The sequence below is a fragment of the Herbidospora sp. NBRC 101105 genome, from assembly GCF_030269205.1.
GTDB lineage: Bacteria > Actinomycetota > Actinomycetes > Streptosporangiales > Streptosporangiaceae > Herbidospora > Herbidospora solisilvae.
Genome location: NZ_BSSX01000006.1, coordinates 377,883 through 400,885 on the forward strand (window position 1 = coordinate 377,883; position 23,003 = coordinate 400,885).

General features: G+C 72.8%; 15 protein-coding genes and 1 pseudogene. 13 read left to right on the forward strand and 3 right to left on the reverse strand.

What is annotated here, in order from left to right; genetic code table 11:
• Window position 1 precedes the first annotated feature (1 nt).
• The 6 genes from QSK34_RS25545 (at window position 2) to QSK34_RS25570 (ending at window position 8,228) form a co-directional block, all read left to right on the forward strand.
• Window positions 2-595 (forward strand): hypothetical protein, encoded by a 594-nt coding sequence (locus QSK34_RS25545; RefSeq protein ID WP_285587378.1) that lies wholly within the window; start codon window positions 2-4, stop codon window positions 593-595.
• Between the two features lie 177 nt (window positions 596-772).
• Window positions 773-3,190, forward strand: coding sequence for an NPCBM/NEW2 domain-containing protein (locus tag QSK34_RS25550; RefSeq protein WP_285587379.1), 2,418 nt, complete (start codon window positions 773-775; stop codon window positions 3,188-3,190).
• 11 nt (window positions 3,191-3,201) lie between these two features.
• The gene (locus QSK34_RS25555; RefSeq protein WP_285587380.1) at window positions 3,202-4,461 is read left to right on the forward strand and encodes an ABC transporter substrate-binding protein; all 1,260 of its coding nucleotides are present in this window, start codon (window positions 3,202-3,204) and stop codon (window positions 4,459-4,461) included.
• On the forward strand, window positions 4,458-5,330 hold the full coding sequence (locus QSK34_RS25560; protein WP_285587382.1) for a carbohydrate ABC transporter permease: 873 nt from the start codon (window positions 4,458-4,460) through the stop codon (window positions 5,328-5,330). The genes QSK34_RS25555 and QSK34_RS25560 overlap by 4 nt, the downstream gene beginning before the upstream one ends.
• A complete protein-coding gene (locus QSK34_RS25565) occupies window positions 5,323-6,141 on the forward strand; it encodes a carbohydrate ABC transporter permease (RefSeq protein ID WP_285587385.1) in 819 nt (272 codons plus the stop codon). Before QSK34_RS25560 ends, QSK34_RS25565 begins: the two co-directional genes overlap by 8 nt.
• 5 nt (window positions 6,142-6,146) lie before the next feature.
• Window positions 6,147-8,228, forward strand: a complete 2,082-nt coding sequence (locus QSK34_RS25570; protein ID WP_285587388.1) for an alpha-galactosidase — start codon at window positions 6,147-6,149, stop codon at window positions 8,226-8,228.
• Here QSK34_RS25570 and QSK34_RS25575 read toward each other — a convergent pair.
• On the reverse strand, window positions 8,225-9,088 hold the full coding sequence (locus QSK34_RS25575; protein WP_285587391.1) for an AraC family transcriptional regulator: 864 nt from the start codon (window positions 9,086-9,088) through the stop codon (window positions 8,225-8,227). The two genes, QSK34_RS25570 and QSK34_RS25575, sit on opposite strands and share 4 nt — an antisense overlap.
• Before the next feature lie 80 nt (window positions 9,089-9,168).
• On the opposite strand from QSK34_RS25575, the gene QSK34_RS25580 reads away from it, so the two are divergent.
• The 6 genes from QSK34_RS25580 to QSK34_RS25605 are packed head-to-tail and all read left to right on the forward strand — an operon-like array spanning window position 9,169 to window position 14,248.
• A complete protein-coding gene (locus tag QSK34_RS25580; RefSeq protein WP_285587395.1) occupies window positions 9,169-9,900 on the forward strand; it encodes an SDR family NAD(P)-dependent oxidoreductase in 732 nt (243 codons plus the stop codon).
• A complete protein-coding gene (dgoD, locus tag QSK34_RS25585) occupies window positions 9,897-11,042 on the forward strand; it encodes a galactonate dehydratase (RefSeq protein WP_285587398.1) in 1,146 nt (381 codons plus the stop codon). The genes QSK34_RS25580 and dgoD overlap by 4 nt, the downstream gene beginning before the upstream one ends.
• Window positions 11,036-11,851 (forward strand): hypothetical protein, encoded by an 816-nt coding sequence (locus tag QSK34_RS25590; protein WP_285587400.1) that lies wholly within the window; start codon window positions 11,036-11,038, stop codon window positions 11,849-11,851. Before dgoD ends, QSK34_RS25590 begins: the two co-directional genes overlap by 7 nt.
• A 2-nt stretch (window positions 11,852-11,853) precedes the next feature.
• Entirely contained in the window at window positions 11,854-12,471 is a 618-nt protein-coding gene (locus tag QSK34_RS25595; RefSeq protein ID WP_285587401.1) for a bifunctional 4-hydroxy-2-oxoglutarate aldolase/2-dehydro-3-deoxy-phosphogluconate aldolase, read from the forward strand.
• On the forward strand, window positions 12,468-13,400 hold the full coding sequence (locus tag QSK34_RS25600) for a sugar kinase (RefSeq protein ID WP_285587403.1): 933 nt from the start codon (window positions 12,468-12,470) through the stop codon (window positions 13,398-13,400). Before QSK34_RS25595 ends, QSK34_RS25600 begins: the two co-directional genes overlap by 4 nt.
• A gap of 8 nt (window positions 13,401-13,408) precedes the next feature.
• Window positions 13,409-14,248 carry an SMP-30/gluconolactonase/LRE family protein gene (locus tag QSK34_RS25605; protein WP_285587406.1) on the forward strand — a complete coding sequence of 280 codons (840 nt, stop codon included), beginning with the start codon at window positions 13,409-13,411 and terminating at the stop codon, window positions 14,246-14,248.
• A 42-nt stretch (window positions 14,249-14,290) separates the two neighbouring features.
• Here the strand turns inward: QSK34_RS25605 and QSK34_RS25610 are convergent, their stop codons facing one another.
• Window positions 14,291-15,532 (reverse strand): MFS transporter, encoded by a 1,242-nt coding sequence (locus QSK34_RS25610; protein WP_285587408.1) that lies wholly within the window; start codon window positions 15,530-15,532, stop codon window positions 14,291-14,293.
• Between the two features lie 331 nt (window positions 15,533-15,863).
• Here QSK34_RS25610 and QSK34_RS37830 point away from each other — a divergent pair.
• Window positions 15,864-16,208, forward strand: a pseudogene (locus QSK34_RS37830) (GNAT family N-acetyltransferase); the annotation flags it as partial.
• 317 nt (window positions 16,209-16,525) lie between these two features.
• Here the strand turns inward: QSK34_RS37830 and QSK34_RS25615 are convergent.
• Complete coding sequence (locus QSK34_RS25615) at window positions 16,526-22,945, reverse strand: PxKF domain-containing protein (RefSeq protein ID WP_285587411.1); 6,420 nt, start codon at window positions 22,943-22,945, stop codon at window positions 16,526-16,528.
• Window positions 22,946-23,003 lie beyond the last annotated feature (58 nt).

Below are 23,003 nucleotides of genomic sequence, written 5' to 3' on the forward strand. Positions count from 1 at the left end.
CATGACCGACCTGTCCAGGCTCGCCGGAGTCCTGCTGCTGTCCTCGTTCACCGCCATGGTCGCCGGAGTCGCGGTGGCGGTGCCATCGGGGTTGACCCTGAATCCGTCCGATCTCGACGCCACGCTGCGCGCCGTGCACGACCAGACCGGCCCGCACCTGCTCTCCCTGGGCCTCGACGTGGTCGGCTGGCTGGCGCTGACCGCCGCCGGGCTCGCGCTGGCCGGGCTGCCGGGCGGGCTGCTCGCGGCCGCCGGGCTGGCCGGGCTGCTGCACGACGCGGGCAACCTCGCGGTCACCCAGCTCACCGATGATCCCGGCGCGGCGCTGCCGGTGCTGCTCACCGCCAAGTGGGCGGTCAACCTGGCCGGGCTGGTGTGGACCGCCGCGACCGCCGCCGGAGCGGCCCTGCTGCCGCTGCCCCGGTGGCTTCGGCGGGCGGGCGGCCTCGCGGCCCTGTCGGGTCTGGCGGCCGTCGCGCTTCCCTGGCCGTCCGGTCTCGCGGGCCCGTCGGCGGCGCTGGAGCAGGCGGGCTACGCCCTGCACCTTCCCGTCATGATCTGGTACGTCGCCCTCGGCCTGCGCCTGGTGAAATAGTCGGATTGTCCAGCCCGACACACAATTCCACCATTCCAGCCACGCTCAGGGCACCCGTAGTTTCTTCCTCACCCGCGTTCATCTGTCTAGTGAGGCGGCCCGCCCCGACGGACGGCCCGCCGTTGACCTGGACTTATGCTCGGCCGTGGCCTGAGGCGAAGCAGCGATGGAGAAGGTGTGAGCGACGAGACGAATGGCACCCGCGCCCTGATCGGGATCACCGGCGAGGGCGTGCGGCTGACCGTGAGCCGCGATGCGGCGACGGTCGTGGACGGGGTCGCGCTCGGCTTCTCCCTCGGCGGCCTGCGGCTGGGCGTGGCCCCCGAACAGGTGAGCGTCACCGAGCGGGTGGTCCGCGACCGGTTCACCCTGCACTCGGGCAAGGCGGCCGGCCCGCACGACTACGAGCACCGCGAGACCGTGCACACCTTCCGCGAGGAGGGCGTGGTCTGGCAGGCGATCGTGCGCACCGGCCCGCACGGGGCCGCCGTGCGCTACGCGCTGCCCCTCCTGGACGGCACCGCCGAGATCACCGCCGACCACACCGCCGTGCCGCTGCCCGCCGGGTCGCGCAACTGGGTGCTCGACTACCAGACCTGGTACGAGACCCCGCGCTACGGCGTCGACACCGCCGACCTGGAAGAAGGCGCCTACGGCCTGCCCTTCCTCACCCGCCTCGACCCGGCCGTCCACCTGCTGATCACCGAGTCGGGCATCGACGGCCGGTTCGCCGGGGCGCACCTGCGCTGGGACGGCGCCCTGCGCTTCACCCTCGCCGACGCGGGCGTCGAGGTCACCCGGGGCGTCGTGACCCCGTGGCGGGTGCTGCTCGTCGGGAGCCTGGCCGAACTGGTCTCCTCGTTGTTCGTCGAGGAGCTGGCCCCGGCCGCCGCGCCCGAGCTGGAGGCGGCCGACTGGGTGCGGCCGGGCCGGGCGGCCTGGTCGTGGTGGTCGGACTTCTACTCCGGCGCCCAGCTCGGCAAGCAGAAGCACTTCGTGGACGTCGCCGCCGACCTCGGCTGGGAGCACCTGCTGATCGACTGCGGCTGGGAGGAGACCTGGGTCCCGGAGATCGTCGCGTACGCGAGCCTGCGGGGGATCCAGGTGCACCTCTGGACCATCTGGCGTGACCTCAACAGCCCCGAGGACCTGCGCAGGCTCGCGTTGTGGCGGTCGTGGGGGGTGGCCGGGATCAAGGTCGACTTCATGGAGTCGGAGTCGAAGGACCGCTACCGCTGGTACGACACGATCCTCACCGAGTCGGCCCGGCTCGGCCTCATGGTCAACTTCCACGGCTCGGTCGTCCCGCGCGGCTGGGCCCGCACCTTCCCCCAGGTCGTCGGCTACGAGGCCGTCAGGGGCGCCGAATACTACGTGTTCTTCGAGAACCAGGCGCTCACCGCCTCCCACAACGTCATCCAGCCGTTCACCCGCAACGTCGTCGGCGCGATGGACGCCACCCCGGTGGCCTTCGGGGCGGCCGGCCGGACCACCGGCGACGGCCACGAACTCGGCCTCGCGGTGGCCTTCGAGTGCGGCATCACCCACTTCGCCGACCACGTCGACGCCTACGCCTCCCGTCCCGCCGCCGCCCGGTTCCTGGCGGAGCTGGCCCCCGCCTGGGACGAGACCGTGCTGCTGGCGGGCGACCCCGACACCCACGCCGTCATCGCCCGCCGGTCCGGCGACCGCTGGTTCGTCGGCGGCATCGCCACCGGCGAGGCCCGCACGATCCACGTGCCCCTCGACGCCGTCGCCGGACCCGACGCGCAGGTGTGGATCGTCGGCGACGACCTCACCGAGACCAAGGCGACGGGGAGCTTCGACGTCCCGGTCGCCCGCGACGGCGGGTTCGCCGCCATCGTCGCCCCGGCGGGCACGGAGGTGTTCCGCGCCCGGTCCCGTCCGCGCCTGACGCCGCCGGAGGCCGTCCCGATCGCCGAACTGGACGCCGACGGCACCACGACGATCACCACCGGCCCCGCCGACCGGCTGCGCCCGCCCCCGGGCTGGACCGCCGAGCGGCGTACCGGCACCGAGTGGCTGGTCCGCGCCCGGGGCCTGCTCCCGGGACGGCTCGGCGTGGTCACCGTCGAACGCGACGGCGACGGCGTCGTCCCGGTCGTCGCCCACACCCGGGTGTTCCACCCGCTGACCGAGGGCGAGCACGCCCTCTCCGACCTGCCGATGACCGCCTTCGTCAACGCCGACGGCCCGGTCGAGCGCGACATGTCCAACGGCGGCGGCAACCCCCGCGACGGCGGCCCGCTGCGGGTGGCCGGGCGGGAGTTCGCCCGGGGCCTCGGCACCGCCCCGCCCTCGGAGGCGCACTTCCATCTCGGCGGCCGGGCCGCCCGCCTCACCGGCGCCGTCGGCGTCGACGACGAGTCGGCGGGCCGGGCCTCGGTCGCGGTGCTCGCCGACGGCCGGGAGCTCTTCACCGCCGACGTCGCCGCGGGTCAGCCCGTCATCCCCTTCGACCTGGACGTCTCGGGCGTCCGCACGCTCGTCCTGCGCGGTCTGGAAGGCGGCTCCGCGCACGTCGACTGGGTCGAGGCCATCGTCCACGTACACCAACCCCCCAGCACGAACTGAAGAGGTACGACATGAGACACACCTGGACGGCCGCCCTGGCCGTGGCGGCGACCCTTCTCACCGCCTGCTCCGGAGGCGAGTCCCCCGGCGCCGCGAACACGGCGGAGAAGGTCACGCTCACCTACGCCAACTGGAGCGAGGACCAGGCCCCCGCGATGGAGCAGATCGCCGCCGAGTTCCAGAAGCAGAACCCGAACATCACCGTCAAGGTGCAGACCCTGCCCTGGCCCGAGTACTGGTCGACCCTCCAGGTCGGCGCGGCGGGCGGCACCGCCCCGGACGCCTTCTGGATGCTGGCCGACCACTTCCGCGAGTACGCCAAGGGCGGCGCCCTGATCGACCTGTCCGACACGGTGAAGTCGGCCGGCATCGACATGACCGCCTATCCCAAGGCCGTGTCCGACTCCTACACGTACGAGGGCAAGATCTTCGCCCTGCCGAAGGACTTCGACACCAACGGCATCTGGTACAACAAGGCGCTGTTCGACGCGGCGGGCGTGAGCTACCCCGACGACACGTGGGGCTGGCAGCAGGTGCAGGACGCCGCCAAGAAGCTGACCGACCCGGCCAAGGGCGTGTGGGGCATCGCCGCCCCGATCGACGCGCAGGGCGGCTACTACAACACGATCCTCCAGGCCGGCGGCAGCATCATCAAGCCGGGCGGCACGGCCTCCGACTTCGCCGGGCCCGAGGCGGTCGCCGGGCTGAAGTTTTGGACCGACCTGCAGAAGGCCGGCTCGTCGCCGACGCTGAAGCAGCTCTCCGACACCGAGGCGGTGTCCATGTTCGAGAGCCAGAAGGTCGCCATGTACTTCTCCGGCGCCTACTGGGCGCTGCGTTTCCACAAGAACGCCGACCTGAAGGGCAAGGTCGACGTCGCCCCGCTGCCGCAGGGCGTCAAGCGCGCCACCGTGACCAGCGGCATCGGCAACGCCGGGTACGCCGGCACCAAGCACCCCGAGGAGCTGAAGAAGTTCCTCGCCTTCCTCGGCGGCGCCAAGGCGGCCGAGATCCAGGCGGCCACCGGCACCGTGCTCCCGGCCTACAAGGGCACCCAGCAGCCGTGGCTCGACTCGATGCCGGAGTTCAAGCTCCAGGTGTTCATCGACGCCGTCGACTACAGCGTGCCGCTGCCCGTCGCCGGCAACACCGCCGAGTGGCAGGGCCTGGCGGCGCAGTACCTGGCCCCGGCCTGGGACGGCGCCAAGCCCGTGGAGGAGGCGGCCGAGGAGTACCAGGCCGCCGTCGACGAGGTGCTCGCCGAACAATGACGTCCTCAGCCAGGTGGGCCCTGCTGTTCGTCGCGCCCGCGACCGTCGGCCTGGTCGCGCTCTACCTCTGGCCGTTCCTGTCGACGTTCGCCAAGAGCTTCCAGGACGTCCCGGCGTTCGGGCCCGCCACGTACACGGGCCTGGACAACTACGTCGAGCTCGCCGGCGACGGCGAGGTGTGGCAGGCGTTCGGGAACTCCGCGCTCTACACCGTGCTCGTGCTGCTCGGCATCCCGCTCGCGGTGGTGCTGGCCGCGCTGATCGAGCAGGTGAGCCGGGGGCGCACGGTCTACCGGGTGTTGTTCTTCCTGCCGGTCGTGACGCTGCCGGTGGCCGTCGGCATGGTCTGGCGCTTCATCTACAACGGCGACTTCGGGCTGCTCAACCACGTGCTCTCGTGGTTCGGGATCGACGGGCACTACTGGGTGGCCGACGCCCGCTTCACCATCTACGCCTTCGCCGCCGTGGGCATCTGGATGGGCCTGGGCATCAACCTGATCATCCTGGGCGCGGGGCTGCAGGCGATCCCGAAGGCCGTGTACGAGGCGTCGGCGCTCGACGGCGCGGGCCGGGTGAGGCAGTTCTTCCACATCACCGTGCCGCTGCTGAGCCCGAGCATCTTCTTCGTGACGATCCTCACCGTGATCGCCGCGCTCCAGATGTTCGACCTGATCTTCATCATGCTGCGCAGCGTGAACAACACCGCGCTGGCCGACTCCAAGACGATCGTCTACCTGTTCTACGAGAAGGCGTTCGTCCAGTTCCAGCAGGGATACGGCGCGGCGATCGCGATCGTGCTGCTGATCGTGATCATGATCGCGACGGCGCTGCAGTTCCGGCTCCAGAGATCGTGGGTCTTCTATGGGTGAGCGCCGCACGTGGCCGATCCACCTGCTGCTGGTGATCGCGTCCGTGATCATGGTGGTGCCGTTCGTCTGGCAGATCCTCACCGTCTTCAAGACGACGCCCGAGGTGGCCCGGATCCCGCCGACGCTGCTGCCGGAGGAGTTCAGCCTGCACTCCTTCGAGACGTTCTTCTCGACGGTGCCGTTCTGGTCGATGTTCGCGGTCTCCACCGGCTCGCTGGTGCTGCGCGTCGCCGGCCAGGTCGTGGTCGCCGCGCTGGCCGGATACGCCTTCGCGCGGCTGCCGTTCCCCGGCAGGAACGTGCTGTTCGGGCTGTTCCTCGCGATGCTGATGGTGCCCAGCCAGCTCTTCCTGATCGGCCAGTACGGCCTGGTCCGCGACTTCGGCCTGCTCGACACCCTGCCGGCCCTGGCGATCCCCGGCATGTTCTCGGCGTTCGGCACCTTCCTGATGCGCCAGGCCTTCATGAACCTGCCGCCGGACTTCGAGGAGGCGGCCCGGCTCGACGGGGCCAACCCTTTCCAGGTCTTCTGGCACGTCATGCTCCCGATGACCAAGCCGACCCTGGCCGCGCTGACCGTGCTGACCGGCCTCTACTCGTGGAACGACCTGCTCTGGCCGCTGATCGTCTCGCCCTCGGGCGAGAACCGGCCGCTGCCGGTCGGCCTGGCCGGGCTGCAGGGCCAGTTCGGCACCGACTACCCGACGCTGATGGCCGGCGCGCTCGTCTGCTCGATCCCGCTCGTGCTCGTCTTCCTGCTGCTGCAGCGCCAGTTCTTCCGGGGCATCGCCAGCAGCGGACTCAAAGGATAGGAATCATGCACCCGATCCACCTGCGCGCGGGCGGCACCAGCGTGGTCGTCGCCGTCGACGGCGGGCGGCTGCCGCGTGTCCTGCACTGGGGCCCCGACCTGGGCGACCTCGGGCCCGGCGCGCTGGCCGACCTCCAGCGGGCGGCGCTCCCGGCCGTCGGCGACAGCGCCGTCACCTACCCGCAACCCGTCCCGGTGCTGCCGCAGCTCCACGAGGGCTGGCTCGGCCGCCCGGGGCTCGTGGGAGACGACGACGGGCGGCGCTGGGCGCCGTACTTCCGCGACGCCGTGCACACGGTCGAGGGGACCGTGCTCCGGACGGCCGCCCGTGACCCCGAGTACGGGCTCTCCCTCGACGTCGAGATCGAGGTGCTGCCCGGCAGCGGGCTGGTGCGGCAGCGGGCCCGGGTGGTCAACGAGGCGGCGGAGCCGTACCGGATCGGCTCCTTCGAACTCGCGCTGCCGGTGCCGCCGGAGGCCACCGAGCTGCTCGACCTGACCGGTCGCTGGGCGCTGGAGCGGGTGCCGCAGCGGCGTCCGTTCCAGGTCGGCGAGTGGGTGCGCGCCTCGCGCGGCGGCAAGCCGGGGCTGGAGCACACCCTGCTGCTGGCGGCCGGGGAACGCGGCTTCGGCTTCCGGCGGGGGCTCGTGTGGGCCACCCACCTGGCGTGGAGCGGCAACCAGGTGCTCGCCGCCGAGCTGACCCCGGCGGGCACCCGCCACCTGGCGGCCGGCGAGGTGCTGCTGCCGGGCGAGGTCGTGCTGGGCCCGGGGGAGGCGTTCCAGAGCCGCTGGCAGTACGGGTCGTGGGGCGACGGCCTCGACGAACTGGCCGGGCGGTTCCACCGGCATCTCCGGTCCCGCCCCCGGCCGCCCAGGCCCGTGGTGCTGAACACGTGGGAGGCCGTCTACTTCCGGCACGACCTCGACACCCTGGTCGCGCTCGCCGAACGCGGCGCGGAGCTGGGCGCGGAACGGTTCGTGCTCGACGACGGCTGGTTCCTCGGCCGCCGCGACGACACCACCTCGCTGGGCGACTGGACGGTCGACCCCGGCGTGTGGCCCGCCGGGCTCGGACCGCTGGCCGAGCGGGTGCGCGAGCTGGGCATGGACTTCGGGCTCTGGTTCGAGCCCGAGATGGTCAACCTCGACTCCGACCTGGCCCGGCGGCACCCCGAGTGGGTCTTCCAGGCCGGGCACGGCCCCGGGTTGCCCTCCCGCCACCAGCACGTGCTGAACCTGGGGCACCCCGAGGCGTACGCGTACGTGTTCGAGCGCATGAGCTCGCTCGTGGCGGAGCTGGACATCGCGTACATCAAGTGGGACCACAACCGCTACCTGCTCGACGCGGGCGAGCGGCCCGGCGTGCGCCGGCAGGTCGAGCAGGTCTACCGGCTGATGGCCGGGCTCAAGGCGGCCCATCCCGGGCTGGAGATCGAGTCGTGCGCCAGCGGCGGCGGGCGGGTCGACCTCGGCGTGCTGGAGTTCGCCGACCGGATCTGGCCCAGCGACTGCAACGACCCGCACGAGCGGCTGGAGATCCAGCGCTGGACCGGGCTGCTGGTCCCGCCGGAGATGCAGGGCACCCACATCGGCGCGGCCGAGTCGCACACCACCCACCGCGTGCACCCCCTCGACTACCGCGCCGAGAAGGCGCTGTGGGGCCACCTCGGCGTCGAGGTCAACCTGCTGACCGCCGACGCGGAGACCCTCGCGGCGCTGGCCCGCTGGGTCGCCTTCCACAAGGAGCACCGCGACCTGCTGCACTCGGGCGACGTCGTGCACGCCGACCTCCCCGACCCCGCCTTCCGGCTGGAGGGCGTGGTGGCGGCCGACCGCTCCGAGGCCCTCTACGCCTTCAGCGTGGTCGAGCGCCCCGCCGTCTGGCCGCCGGGCCGCATCGCCTTCCCCGGCCTGGACGACGACCGCTCCTACCGGGTCGAGGCGGTCTATCCCGGCTCGCCGCCCGGGGGCGTGCTGCCGCCGTGGCAGCACACCGGGGTCACCCTGCCCGGCCGGGCGCTGCGGGTGGAGGCCCCGTCGCTGGACGCCGACCGTTCGGTGCTGTTCCGCGTCGTCGCCGTCTAGCCCTTGGCCCGGTTGCGGTATTCGGTCGGGCTGGCCTCGTGCAGGCGGCGGAAGTGGCGCGAGAAGTAGAACGGGTCGGTGTAGCCCACCTCGCGGGCGATGTCGGCCACGGTGGCGTCGGTGGTGTCGAGGAGGTTGCGGGCCTGGGCCATGCGCAGGGCGGTGTGGTGCGCGAGCACCCCGCCGCCCGTGGCCCGGCGGAACAGGGCCGACAGGTGGGACGGCGAGACGCCCACCAGCGCGGCCAGCTCGGCCACCCGGACGGTGGTGTCGAGGCGTTCGGCCAGGTAGGCCATCGCGCGCTGCAACGGATCGCCCGGCACCGGCATCACCCGGTCGAGCACGATCTGGGTGAGCAGCTTCCACGCGGCCCCGGCCGCGCCGGTCAGCGCGGCGGGGGAGTGGTCGCGTTCCATGATCGTGACGATCTCGTCGAGGAGGGCCACCGCCCGGTCGAGCCGCCGGATGGAGACCACCGGCCGGGACGGCCCCGCGCCGATCTCCTCCAGCAGCTCGGGGAGATCGGTGCCGCGCAGGTGGCACCACCAGATCGTCCAGGGTGCCTCCGCCGACGCGCCGTAGGCGTGCGGCACGCCGCGCGGGATCACCAGGGCCGCGTTCGACCCGATCCGGTAGGTCACGCCGTCGACGACGGCCCAGCCGAGGCCGCCCGCGCAGAGGATGAACACCGCCTCCTCGATGCCGCTCGGCCTTCTCATCAGGTGGTCTGCGGCCACGGGGTAGTAGCCGGTGTCGGTGACCATGAGCCGCCGGGTGACCGGCCGGGCGCTCGCCTCGGCCACCACCCGGCGCGGCACGACGGTCAGCCGCTGGTTGCGGAACCCCTCCTGGATCGGCATTCGCCCAGTATGGCGGATCGTCCAGGTCGTGACGTGAATCAGACATTCAATTTGAAAGGGAACACTTGTTGACTAAGGCCATGGGACGCGGATTGTTGTCGGAGAAGGTCGCCGTGGTGACCGGGGCGGCGTCGGGCATCGGCGCGGCGGTGGTGGAGCGGTTCCTGGCCGAGGACGCCCGCGTGATCGCGGTCGACGTGGCCGAGCAGCCCCCCGCCCGGCCGGGCCTGCTGACGGTCACCGGCGACGTGGCCGCGGCCGAAACCTGGCGGCGGGTCGCCGGCCTCGCCCGCGACGAGTTCGGCCGCCTCGACGTGGTGCACAGCAACGCCAGCACCTCGATCGGCGCCCCCGCCCACGAACTGGCCGAGGCCGACTGGGACCGCCAGCTCGCGGTCAACCTGAAGGCCGCCTACCTGGCCCTGCACACGTGCGCCGGCCTGCTGCGCGAGAGCGGGGGAGCCGTGGTGCTCACCTCCTCGGTGCACGCGCTGGTCGGCATGCCGGGCCACCCGGCCTACGCCGCCGCCAAGGGCGGCCTGGTCTCGCTCGGCCGCCAGCTCGCCGTCGAGTACGGCCCGGCGATCCGGGTCAACACCGTGCTGCCCGGCCCGATCCTCACCGCCGCGTGGGAGGGCATCGGCGAGGAGGACCGGCGGCGCAGCGCCGCCGCCACCGTCGCCGCCCGGTTCGGCCGCCCCGACGAGGTGGCCGCAGCGGTCACCTTCCTGGCCAGCGCGGAGAGCTCGTACATCACCGGGACCACCCTGGTCGTCGACGGCGGCTGGACCGCGGTGAAGGACTCGGCGTGAAGATCACCAGGATCGAGACCTTCCTCGTCCCGCCGCGCTGGTTGTTCTGCCGCGTCGAGACCGACGACGGCGTCGTCGGCTGGGGCGAGCCGGTCGTCGAGGGGCGGGCCGAGGCCGTGCGCGCGGCCGTCCACGTGCTGGCCGACTATCTGGCCGGCCGCGACCCGCTGCGGATCGAGGACCACTGGCAGGTCATGGCCACCGGCGGCTTCTACCGGGGCGGCCCGGTGCTGTCCAGCGCCCTGGCCGGCCTCGACCAGGCGTTGTGGGACATCGCGGGCAAGACCTACGGCGTGCCCGTGCACGCCCTGCTCGGCGGCCACGTCCGCGACCGCGCCCGCGTCTACGCCTGGACCGGCGGCGACGAGCCCGGCGAACTCGCCGACGGCATCGCCGCCCGGGTCGAGGCCGGGTTCACCGCCGTCAAGATCAACGCCTCCGGGCGCATGCCCGCGCTCGCCGGTCCGGCCGCCGTGGCGGGCGTCGTCGACCGGATCGCGCTGGCCCGGGAGGCGCTCGGCCCCGACCGCGACCTGGCGGTGGACTTCCACGGCCGGATCGGCGCGGCCGACGCCCGCCGCATCCTGCCGCTCATCGCCGAGTTCCACCCGCTGTTCGCCGAGGAGCCCGTACTGCCCGACCGCCCGCACCTGCTGCCCGGCGTGGTGGCCGCGTCGGGTGTCCCCGTCGCGGTCGGCGAGCGGCTCTACTCGCGCTGGGACTTCCGTCCCGTGCTGGAGGCCGGGGTCGCCGTGGTGCAGCCCGACCTGTCGCACGCGGGCGGCATCTCCGAGACCCGGCGCATCGCCGCGCTGGCCGAGGTGTGGGACGCCCGGCTGGCCCCGCACTGCCCGCTCGGCCCGCTCGCCCTGGCCGCGAGCCTCCAGGTGGCCTTCGCCGCCCCCAACTTCCTCATCCAGGAGCAGTCCGTCGGCATCCACTACAACGAGGGGGCCGACCTGCTCGACTACGTCACCGACCCCGAGGTGTTCCGCTTCACCGACGGCTACGTCGCCCGCCCCCTCGGCCCCGGCCTCGGCGTGGAGATCGACGAGGCGGAGGTCCGGCGGGTCGACAAGGTCGGCCACGCCTGGCGCAACCCGGTGTGGCGGCACGAGGACGGCGCGGTGGCGGAATGGTGATTCCACTGTCGGCCCGCGTCGACCTCGCCCGGGGCGGCCGGTGGACGTCGCTCGCCGGCGGCGGCCGGGAATGGTTGTGGTCCCGCCCCGACCCCGCGCGGGACGAGGTCTCCCCGGGTTCGGCGTTCGTGGACGCCGGGGGGCTGGAGGAGTGCGTGCCCACGGTCCGTGGGCGGCCCGACCACGGCGACGCCTGGAGCCGCCCCTGGACGGGCACCGCCGCCCACGCGACCGTGACCTGCGACGGTTTCGAGCTGACCCGCACGATCGGCGCGGAGGCCGGGGCGGTGGTGGCGACCTACCGGTTGTCGGCCGACCCGGGCTTCCGCTTCGTCTGGTCCGCCCACGCCCTGCTCGACCTGGGCGAGAAGGCCAGGCTCGTCGCGCCGCACGGCACGCCGCTGCGGATCTACCCCGAGGCCGCGCCCCTGCTCGACACGGCCTGGCCACCCGGCGCGCCCTACCTGGAGGGCCACTGGCCGGCCCCGTTCGGCCTGGAACTCGACCGGCTCGGCCCGGCCGACGGCTCGGCCGCCGGTGCGGTGCTGCGCTGCGCCTCGGTCCGCGTCGAGGACGGGAGCGACGTGCTCGACCTGCGCGTCGAAGCGCCGCCGGGTGTGCCGGTGGGCACCGCGTTGTGGCGCAACCTGGGCGGATTCCCCGACCACGCGCCCTATCGGAGCATCGGCGTCGAACCCATGCTGGGCACGGTCTTCGACGTGGCGGAAGCCGGTCCGGACGACGCCGCACAGGTGCCCGCGTCCGGGGAACTGACCTGGCGACTCGTCGTCGCCGCGGAACGGATGTGAAGATGACCGGTTTTCTCCCCGACCTGACCGAGCACCGCCTGCTGGCGATCGTGCGCGGACCCGACCGCGAGGCGGCGCTGAACACGGTGCTCACCCTCGCGGAGGAGGGCGTGCGGCTGACCGAGGTGTCGCTGGTCACCGCGGGGGCGCTGGAGGTGATCCGCGCCGCGCGGGCCGCGCTCGGGCCCGGCGCCCACCTCGGCGCGGGCACCGTCGTCACCGCCGACGACGCCCGGCGGGCGGCGGACGCGGGGGCGTCCTTCCTGGTCACCCCGGCCGTCAGCGAGGCGGTGGAAACGGGGGCCGCGCTGGGGCTGCCGGTGCTCGCGGGGGCGCTCACCCCGACCGAGGTCGTCGCCGCGTGTGCCGCCGGGGCCGCCGCGATCAAGTTGTTCCCGGCCTCGCTCGGCGGGGTGCGGCACCTGCGGGCGCTGCGGGACCCCTTCCCGGACATCCCGTTCGTCCCGGTCGGCGGGGTCGGACCGGCGGAGGCGGCCGACTACCTGGCGGCCGGGGCGGTCGCGGTCGGCGTCGGCTCCCCGCTCGTGGGCGACGCGGCGGCGGGCGGCGACCTCGAAGCGCTGAAGGCGCGGGTCCGCGGGTTCAGGGAGCTCCTGTGAGCGTGCTCACCTTCGGGGAGACGATGGCCGCCCTGCGGGCCGACGGCCCGATCCGGCTCGGCGGCGGCATGCGGTTGTCGGTCGCGGGGGCCGAGTCCAACGTCGCGATCGGCCTGGCCCGGCTGGGCCACCCCGTGCGCTGGGCCGGGCTGGTGGGCGACGACGAGACGGGCGAACTCGTGCTGCGCACCCTGCGGGCCGAGGGCGTCGACCTGACCCACGCCCGCGCCGACCGGCGCGGGCCCACCGGCCTGGTGCTGTTCGAGCGCAGGGTCGGCGAGCTGACCCGGGTCATCTACCACCGGGCGGGTTCGGCCGCGTCGTTCCTGTCACCGGCCGATGTGCTGCCCGCGCTCGACCCGCCCCCGGTGATCCTGCACGTCACCGGGGTCACCCCGGCCCTTGGCCCGAACCCGGCCGAAGCGGTCCGGGCGGCGGTCGCCTCCGGCGTGCCGGTCTGCCTGGACGTCAACTACCGCGCCCGCCTGTGGGACCGCGCCACGGCGGCCGCGACGCTCCGCCCCCTGGCGTCCTCGCTGGCGGTCGTCATCGCCTCCGACGACGAACTCGACCTCGTCGCGCCCGCCGCCGCCACCACCGAACGGGACCGGGTGGCCGCCCTGCTCGACGCCGGGGTGCGCGACGTCGTCGTCAAACGCGGCGCGGACGGCGCGACCGGCTGCACGGCGACGGAGACCGTGCACGCCCCGGCCCGGCCGGTGCGGGTCGCCGACGTGGTCGGCGCGGGTGACGCGTTCGTCGCGGGGTACCTGTCGGGGATGCTCGACGACCTCGACCTGCCCGGCCGCCTCGCACGGGCCGTCACCGTCGGCGCGTTCGCCGTCGCCTCCGCCGGCGACTGGGAGGGCCTGCCCGCCCGCTCCGAACTGCGCCTGCTCGACACCCTGCCCGGATCCGTCATCCGATGAGGAGAACCATGGACGTCTGGTGTGCGATCGACTGCGAGCTGGGCGAGGGCGCCCGCTGGGTGGACGGCCGGCTGGTCTTCGTCGACATCCTCGCGGGCAGGCTGCTCACCGTCTCGGCCGACGAGCCCGGCCCCGCCGAGGAGCTCTTCCGGCTGGACGTGCCCCTCGGGGCCGTCGCCCCGGTCCGCGACCGCCCCGGCCGGTGGCTGGCGGCCGCAGGCCGGGGTTTCGCCCTGCTCGACGAACGGGACGGCTCGGTCGAGTGGCTCGACCGCCCCGCGCCGCCGACCTCCCGGATGAACGACGCGGTCTGCGACCCGGCCGGCCGCATGTGGGCCGGCGCGATGCCCTACGACTCCACGCCCGGCGCGGGCGTGCTCTACCGGGTGGGGCAAGACTTGACGGTGACCGCCGTCCGCACCGGCCTGACCATCCCCAACGGCCCCGCCTTCACCGCCGACGGCCGCACGATGTACCTGGCCGACAGCGCCGAGGGCCGCGTCAACCGGCACGAGGTCGACCCGGCGACCGGCGACCTGGGCGCACCCGCCGTCTTCGCCGTGATCGACGAGGGCGGCCCCGACGGCATGACCGTCGACGCCGACGACCACCTGTGGGTCGCCGTCTGGGGCGGCTCCCAGGTGCGCCGCTACACCCCCGACGGACGGCTCGACCGGGTCGTGAAGGTGCCGACGCCCCAGCCCACGAGCGTCTGCCTCACCGACGGCCGCCTGTTCGTCACCTCCGCCGCCCTGGGCCTGACCTCGGGACCCCCGGCCGGAGCGCTCTTCGCGATCGACGGCATGCCCCTCGGACGTCCGGCGGCCCCGTTCGTGTGGGATCAGTAGACGCACTGCACGCCGACGTCGTCGAGGCGGAAGGCGGCGGGATCAGGACTGCCGGCGCGCGGTCGACGGCAGACCGCTGTCCGGGACCAGTGCGCGGGCTGCCTGTGCAGCGGGGACGAGAAGAACTCCGGACACGGCCATCAAGAAGCCGAGCAGCAGCCATCCGCCGAAGGAGAGGTGGAGCACGGCGAAACTCACGATGCTGGGGCCTGCCACCTTGACGACGATCTGCCCGAGCCCGAACAGGCTCAATTCGTCGGCGCGGCCTGATGGGCTGAGACCGAAGGACAACCCCCACGTCCCAGCGGATGTCCACAGCTCGCCGAGCGTGACGACGGCCGCGCCCGCAAGCACGAGTGCCGCTCCTGCGAGCCCCGCGCTGTACCCGGCCGCACCCAGCAGCACGGCGCCCAAGAACAGCACCGCCCCGGCGCGGCGACACAGCCGCGCCGCCGCGCCGATGTCGTCCGCGCCTCGTGCGGCCCGTACCTGGAAGGCCACCGTCATCAGCGCGTTGAGCAGAAAGGCAACTGCGACAGTCGACGCGGGCAGGGCATCGGCCCCGTCGACGAGCAGCGGCACACCGACCGCCAGCATGTCGGCCTGGACGTACAGCAGGCCAACCAGGGCAACGACGCCCCACCGGGCGGGACTGCCCCGAAGCGCACCCAGCCGCAGCCCCTGTACACGGGTGCTGGACTCCACCGGCGGCAGCGAGAGGGCGAGCGCGGCGGACAGCGCGAACGACACGGCGTCACCCAGCACCACGACGGTATACGCGGCCGGTGAGTCGATGGCAAGAGCGATACTCGCACCGACAGTGCCAACGGCGAAGCTGCCGTTGAAGAACGACCGGTTGACGGCACTGACCCGGACGCGCTCGCCCGCACCGAAGTACGCGGTGATCATCGCCTGCCGGATCGGGACTGTGGCCGCCCCCGCGCAGGTGGCGACCGCGACCGTGATGGCGAAGGACCACCACGCGTCCACGACCGTGTATGCGGCGACGGCCACGGCCTGAACGGCGTACATGCTCGCCAGCGAGCCACGCAGCCCGACCCGCTCCGCGAACCGGCTCACCAGCGGCAGACTCAGAGCGGCGAAGAGACCCGCCAGGCTCAGACCGACGGCGACCGACGTGCCGGAGAGCCCGGCCTCCTTCACGAAGTAGAGGACCTGCACGGGCACGAGCAGACCGTCGCCCGCGCCGTTGACGGTACTCAGCGCGGCAAGCCGTCGAATCGTCGCCGACTGAGGTCCCCGCAGCCTCACCGCCCCGCTCATCCGACACCCACCGAGCTCGCGACGAGCCCGCGGATCGCGTCCGCCAGGTTCGCCCCGGTCTGGAGGCCGTCCCTACCGCTCAACCCCCAACCGATCAACGCCGGCAACCCGATCACACCAGCCACGCCGGCCCACCAAGTCGGCGCGTACCGCATGAACCGCCCCGCCTCGCCATGACCAAATTCTGAGCTATCCAGTCACAGCGCTCCCGCGATGGAACGAACCGTGACCAACCCGCATCCCCAGCGTGCGCGGACGATTAGGACACAGTCGAATATGACACGGTGCCAGTCCACCGTCTGAGATTGCAGCCGAGGCGTATACGGCACTCATGCTGGGATGGGGTGATGAGAGTGTTCTTGCGTCCATTCGAATCTGCGGATGCTGTGATCGTCGCGAGCTGGGTGAAAGATCGCCGGTCGACGCGGCACAGCTGATCGATTACTACGCCGCCGGGCCTGATCGTCGCATCCTGATGGCGACGGCGAAGGACGGTGAGCCTGCCGGTCACCTCACCTTCAGGAGGCAACCCCACAGGGCTGCCCGCTTGGGCATGGTTCTGCTGTCGCCGGACAAGCGCGGCCAGGGGCTGGGCGCCGCCATGCTGGGGGCCGCGATCACCACGGCCTTCGAGGAGATGGACGTCCATCGAATCGAGTTAGGGGTCTACACCCACAACCACAGCGCCGGAAGCCGACGGAAGTCGTGGACGCGACGGCGTTCGATCCGATCCAAAGGGCGCTGCCCGGAGGGCTGTTGCGGCGGGAGATGTGTTCGCGGACTTCGGCGATCTCAAAAACTGCGCGGCACCCGCTGTTTGCATTACTCGCACACCCGGACAAGGCGGGCCTACATAACGGCTTTGAGCTCGTGTTATGAGCACGGTTCGGCGACGACCACCGCACCCGGACGGGTGGGCGGCTGGTGCCGTTTCCAGGATGTGAAAACGGCGGTGCCGCGCCCGTTTCGGAAGCGGGCGCGGCACCGGTTGACTTACAGGGATTCGTTGCGGGTGAAGTGGAACAGGGCGGTGTGTGAGGCCGCGGCCCCCTCTCCCAGGTCGACGTGCAGTTTCAGACACTGGTCGAGGTACGACTTGGGCGTCCGCCAGACCACCTGGTAGCTGCCGTTGCCCAGTATCTGCAGCTCCTCGGCGCCCTCGGCGGGCTGCGCCGGCTGGCCCGTGGGCAGGCCGGTCGTGCAGTCGAAGGCCGTGACGGTCAGGGCGGCCGTGGTCAGGCCGTTGACCGGTGCTCCGGCCGCGTCGGTCAGCCGCCATTTGACCTGGATGCCCTGGCCCGCCTTGGCCGTGTTGACCACGCCGTCGTTCTTCACCGGGGCGGCGAAGCCCGTGAAGACATAGGTCACGGAGTAGGTCGCCGTCACCGGCGGGGTGACATTGCCCGCGTTGTCCTCGGCTCCGGCGCAGGTGGCGGTGTAGACCCCCACCCCGGCGGGGGTGCCGCCGGCCAGGGTCAGCGTGGCCTGGGTGGCCACGCCCGAACCGCTGTCGGTGGTCACGCACTTGGGCGTGGGCACGCCGTGCAGGCGGTAGGTCGCGCCGTCGGCCACGCCCGTGATGCTGACCTGCGGTCCGGCCGCGTCAGGGCCGGTCCAGCGGACGTCGAGCGTCTGGGAGACGCCTTCGGCGATGGCGCGTCCGCCGTGGTCCTGGAGCAGGCCGTCGACCTCGACGTTCACCTCACCGGTGTGCTTCTCGCCGGTGAAGCGGAACGCCATGGCCAGCTTCTGGTCCGGGTACGGGTGGCCGACCGGGGGCGACTGCGGGGACACGGCCGTCCATTGGCCGCCCGCGCCGGTGACCTTCAGGGCGCCGCCGAGCGCCTGGGCCACCCGGGTCGGCTGGCTCATGGTGACCGTGAGGCCCTCGCCGTCGGCCTCGATCTTGGCGACCTCGGCGGGTTCGGCCTTGAAGAGGTTGACGTTGACGTCGGTGTGCGGGGGCAGCACCTTCAGTGCCTTCGACTCGGCGGGCAGGTAGCCGTTCTTGGTGTAGACCACCTTCCACCAGCCCTCGGGCACGTCCCAGCCGTAACGGCCCTCGGCGTCGGTGATCAGCGGGTTCTCGTCGCCGTAGACCGAGGCGTCGTACGTCTGCCACGGCCCTTCGGGGGCGGGGGCGCGCAACAGGGTCGCGGTGACGCCTTCCACGCGGCGGCCGTCCAGGCCCTCGTACACGTAGCCGGAGGGGTCGAAGCGGTAGTCGATGTCGGCGTCCGGCCGGGGCCGGCGCGGGTCGTAGTGGTTGTCCTTGTTGTTCCAGTCGCAGGTCGGGTCGCTGTTCATCTGGCGCTGGAGTGCGTCGATGTCGTTGCCGAGCGGGATCTCGATGGCCTTGCCGATACCCCAGGTGACCGCCCAGAGTGCGACGGTGCCGATGCCGAAGGTCGCGGGGGCGAGCACCAGGCCCGCCGCGGCCGACGTCCCGTTGTAGACGTCGAGTGCGATGGCCCGCGTCATCAGCCGGTCGAGCGCACCGCGGTAGAAGCTGCTCCGCCCCTCGTTCATGCAGTGGTTGGCCTGGTCCATCAGCTTGTTGAGGGAGGAGTACTTCTCGAAGCCGGAGCCCGCCGAGTAGAGGGAGTCGGCGCTGGTGATCCGGAAGAACTGGTCCTCGAAGATGAACCGGGCCGGGCCGTTCCAGAACCCGGCGAGGTGCAGCTTCTTGACCAGCGGCGAGTTCGGCGACTGCTCGGCCAGCTTGCCGATGTCGACGATCGCCGCCATCTCGCTGGTGTAACGGCCGGTCGTGCCGATCGCACCGAGGTCACTCCCCCGCACGACGGGCTCGTAGACGGGCACCCCGGAGGCGCGCGAGGCGGCGGCCTCGTCGGTGTCCGGCTCGTAGTCCGGCAGCGGCTCGACGGTCAGCTTGATCTGCGCCTGCGCCTGCGGACCCAGCTTCGGCACGGCGACGGTGAACGTCTGGCTGACAGCCTCGCCCTCGGTCACCGGGTCCTGGACGGTCACGGTTTCCGGGTCGAACAGGGCGCCGTCGGCGTCGGGCGCCGGGGGGACCGGCACCGGCGGCCGGTCGTGCTCGGGCGCGTAGGCGATCGTCAGGTCGCCGACCTCGGCGGCCTCCGGCCTGATGGCCACGCCGTAGACGTTGTCCTTGCCCGGTACGGGCGTCATCGGCAGGTCCAGCGCGCCGATCCGCGCCCTCGGGTCGCCGACCGGCCCGCTGAACTCGGCCCGGATGGTGACCTCGGCGCGTGGAACCCACAGCCAGGGGAAGCGCGCCACGCCGTCGGCCGGGTTGAAGGTCCTGGTGATCCCCGGCTGCGACATGGTCACCGTCTTCAGCCGATTGGCGTACGGGTCGACGACCACGCTCACCTGGTCGGAGGTTAGCTCCGTCGTGGCGAGGGCGACGACGGCCCGCAGGGTGTGCCGCTCCGCCTCGGCCCCGGTGCCGAGGTCGACGACGGCGTTCCAGCGCCCGCCCTGGCCGGCGACGGACTCCGCGACCACGGTGTCGCCGTCACGCACCGCCACGTTCGCACCGGCGGGAGCCAGTCCCGAGACGGTGAACCGCCCGGTGCCGCTGGACGGGGGCGCCAGCAGGGTGACCGTCCCCACCCGGACCCCGGCGGTGCCGAGGAGCTCGGTGAGCTCGCCGCCGGAGACCGACATGCCGAACGGCAACTCTCCACCGGCGGTCTGCGGCGTGCGGACGTACACGTCGACCGCGCGCCGCCTGGCGGCCGGGAGCGGAATCACGACGGTGTTCCCCTCACGGGTGAACGCCACGGGCCTGCCGTCGCGCAGCACCGCGTCGTCGGGGACCGTGACACCCGGGGGGACCGCCAGCGTGGCGCTTCCCGCCCGGGTGGTGTCCCGGAACGCGATGTCGGCGCGCAGGTGGGCCAGTTCGCCGGGGAGCACGGCGTCGGCGACCGCGCCGAAGCCACTGGCGCCGCCGTCAAGGAGCGTGGAGCTCGGGCCGAGCCGCAGGTCGCCGAGGTCGAGCTCCTGGCCCGCGCCGATCGTCACGAGCCGCTGCACCGAATCGCCGCTGTTGCAGGCGGTCACGCTGAGGGTGTACGTCCCCGCCGCGGGCACGGAGAGCCTCAGGTCGGCGCCGGAGACGTTCGCGAAGGCCCCCGTGTGGGCCGCGATGCCCCCGCCGCTGACCTTCGCACAGCTTCGGCCGGTCCGCGGGGTGCCGTCCGGTTCCAGGATGCGCCCGACGATCCGGGAGGCCTCGCGGATCTCCGCGCTCACCGCCACGTCGGGCGAGTCGCCCACGACGGCATCCGCGCACGCGGTGCTCAGCCCTTGCTGGGACCCGTCGGCGCAGAAGGTCACGGTCGTGCCGCGGGGCACGTCGACCGGGACCTCGGCGCTGTTGACGGAGTACATCCGGCCGCCGGCCAGGACCGTGAGCCTGAAGACGCCCACCGAGCTCGGGTCGATGGTCTGCTCGGTACGCTCGCCGTCCATCGAGACCGTGAACAGCTTCGGCCTGATGACGTAGCCCGACACCTCGGGCAGGACCAGGCCGACCGGGGTGTCCCCGGAGACCTCGACCTCATCGGTCGTACGGAAGGCGCGGGTGGCCGACACGAGGGTCTTGGTTCCGCCGCCGAACACCTGCGCCGACCAGGTGCCGTCGGCGGCCGACTGGACGCGCGTCGGCACGCCGACCCCGGCCACCGTCTGCCGCAGGAGCACGCTCGCCCCGAGCGGGCGGCCGGCGCCGTCCTTGACGGTGCCGTGCACGGTCACCGTGGGCAGGGCGCTCGCGGTCACCGTGAGCACGTTGTCCCCGGGGACGAGGGTCACCTTCTGGTCGGGCACGGCGGCCAGGCCGTACTTCACGAGTGTCCCCGCGGGGACGGTGATCTTCGCGGTCACGTCAGTGGCCGCGTCGAGCGCGCCGAAGGCCGCCTTCCCGTGCTCGTCGGTACGCTCCGCGCGCAGGCCGGTCCGCGTGGTGAGCACGACCGGGACGTCGGCCAGCGCCTCGTTGTCCGTGCGGCGCACCGTGAGGGTGAGCGAGGCCGGCGGGTGCGGCGCGATGACCAGGTCGACCGCCTGCCCTGAGGCAACCGCGAGCGTGCGAGGCGGGGTGCCGTCAAGGCCGTCGGAGCGGCGGGTGGTGATCTGGTGGTCGGTCGCGGGGGCTACTGGCACGGCGACCATGCCGTTGGCCTTGAGCTGGGTGACGTAGCCGGTGCCCGTAGTGGCGCTCCACACCTGGAGGCGCACTCCCTGAGGCTCTCCGCCCGGTACGGTGACGTCGATCTTGATCAGGCCCCCGACCGTGGCCGGCAGGCCGGTGACCGGGCGGGTGAGCGAGTGCCCGGCGCCGTCGGCGAGCCGCAGCGTACCGGAGACGATCTCGGTCACGCCCTCCGGCAGCGCCCACGCGCCCTTGTACTGCCCGGCCCGCTCCTCGGCGAGCGGCACCGTCACCGGCTTGGCCGGGTCGTCGGCGGTGCGCACGACCAGATCGGCGGTGGCGGTGAAGCCCGCCGCGCCGACCACCGCGAAGGTGGCCTCACGGCCGAGGGCGAGCACGGTCGACCCGGCGACCCTGGGCAGGCCCGCGGCCGCCTCGGTGACGGTCATCTTGTCGATGCGCACCTGCGCGTCCTTGGTGAGACGGATCTGCTCGGCGCCGTTCAGCACCGCGATCGAATAGGTGTACGCCGTGTCGGCGGCCACCTTCGTGTCGTCATAGGTGGTCACGCCGTCGGCCAGGTCGGCCAGTTTCACGCCGTCCCGCAGGACCCGGTAGCCGGTCGTGCCGGAGGCCTCCCACTGGAGACGCACCCGGGCGCCGGGCCCGGCCACGGCCGAGAGCGGGGCCTCCCCGGGGGGCACCTCGTCCCGCAGGGTGACGTTCTTGGTCAGCGGGGTGGAGGCGCGGCCGTCGGCGTCCTTGGCGACGACGCCGATCTCGACGGTCGATCCGGGGGTGAGCCCGGTCAGCACCGCCTGGGTGGCGGTCACGGTCGTGGCCTTGGCGCCGTTCACGCTGACGTCGTAGCCCTTGGTCGACGCGCTCGCGGCGGGCCAGGAGACGGTGACGCTGGTGGTGCCGGGTTCGGCGGTCAGCGCGGCGTTCTCCGGCCAGGCGGGCGCGGGGGCGTCGGCGGGGACGGCGCGGTAGAGGTGGGAGGGTTGCGGGGTGTCGGTGCGTGGCGCCACGAACGCGGTGCTCGCCGACAGGAAGGCCAGGGTAGAGGCGTCGGCGCTCATCGCGTAGGCGTACACCAGGTCGGGATAGTCGGCCGTCTCCGTGAGGATCGGGTCGGCGATGCGGCCGTCCAGGCCCGGGCTGGCCAGCATGGGAGCCTTACCGGCCTGGACCGGCTGGGTCCACAGCGCGCCCGCGCGCCGGAACGCGACGGTTGCACCGTCCGCGCTCAGCCGTGCGACCGAGGGGAAGTCCTCGTAGCCGAAGTCGTCGTCGCCGGAGACGAACGGGGCCTTCTCCGAGGCCGCCAGCGTCACGTCGGCCGACGGGCCGGAGACGAGGTCGGCGACGGTCACCCCGGCGGCCTCACCGGTGATGGCGGTCCGGCGGCCCGACTGGTCCAGGTTGGGCGTCCAGGCGGTGTACTGGCGCTGGGTCAGCTCGCGGTCGCCGGGCAGCCGGTCACCCGAGGCGGCGTCGAACCGCAGCAGCAGCTGCTTGCCGCCGCCGGTCAGGTTGACCGCGAGCATTGAGCCATCCCCGGACAGGGCGAAATTCCGCACGTCGGGCTTGGGGACCACGAGACTGTCCGGGCCGACGACGGCGGAGGTCGGGGCGCCGTTGGCCGGAAGGGTGAACAGCAGCACGCCCTCGGGGGCGGGGATGCCCTCGTACTTGGGCAGCGGCAGGGTCGAGCCCACGGCCAGCCGCCCGCCGTCGGCGCTCAGCGCCAGGGTGGAGAACCGGAAGTGCGAGGCCTGGACGCCGAGGTCGGGCACCTGCACCCATTGAGTGGTGTCGGTGAGCCGGTCGCGGACGAAGACGGCCTGCTTGATGTCGGGGTCGGCATCGGCCGGGAGGTGCAGGTCGGCCGCGTTGTCGCCGCCGGCCATGAAAGCGACCCTGCGGCCGTCGCCGCTCATCGCGGCGCTGGTCACCTGAGGCACCGGCTGGCCTTCGAGGTCGAGGCCGACGACCTCCTCGGTGCCGTCGGCCAGGTCGGTGGCCACCAGTACCGGTGGATCGTCTCCTCGTGGGGAAAGGTGTAAGGCCGTGGTGCCGTCGGCGGACATCGAGACCTGCCCGGGATACATCGTGAGGTCGGGCACCTCGGTCACGCTGTCGATCCGGTAGGACCTGGGCAACGGGTCGGCCGGCCCGGCCGCCATGGCGGCCTGCGGCACCATGCCGAGCTGAGTCACGATGCTGAGGACCAACGTCGTGACGAGAAGGGGCTTGCGCACGGGAATCTCCTGGTGATCGGCGATCACCCGGACGATGTCAACCGGCCCTTGGGCCGTG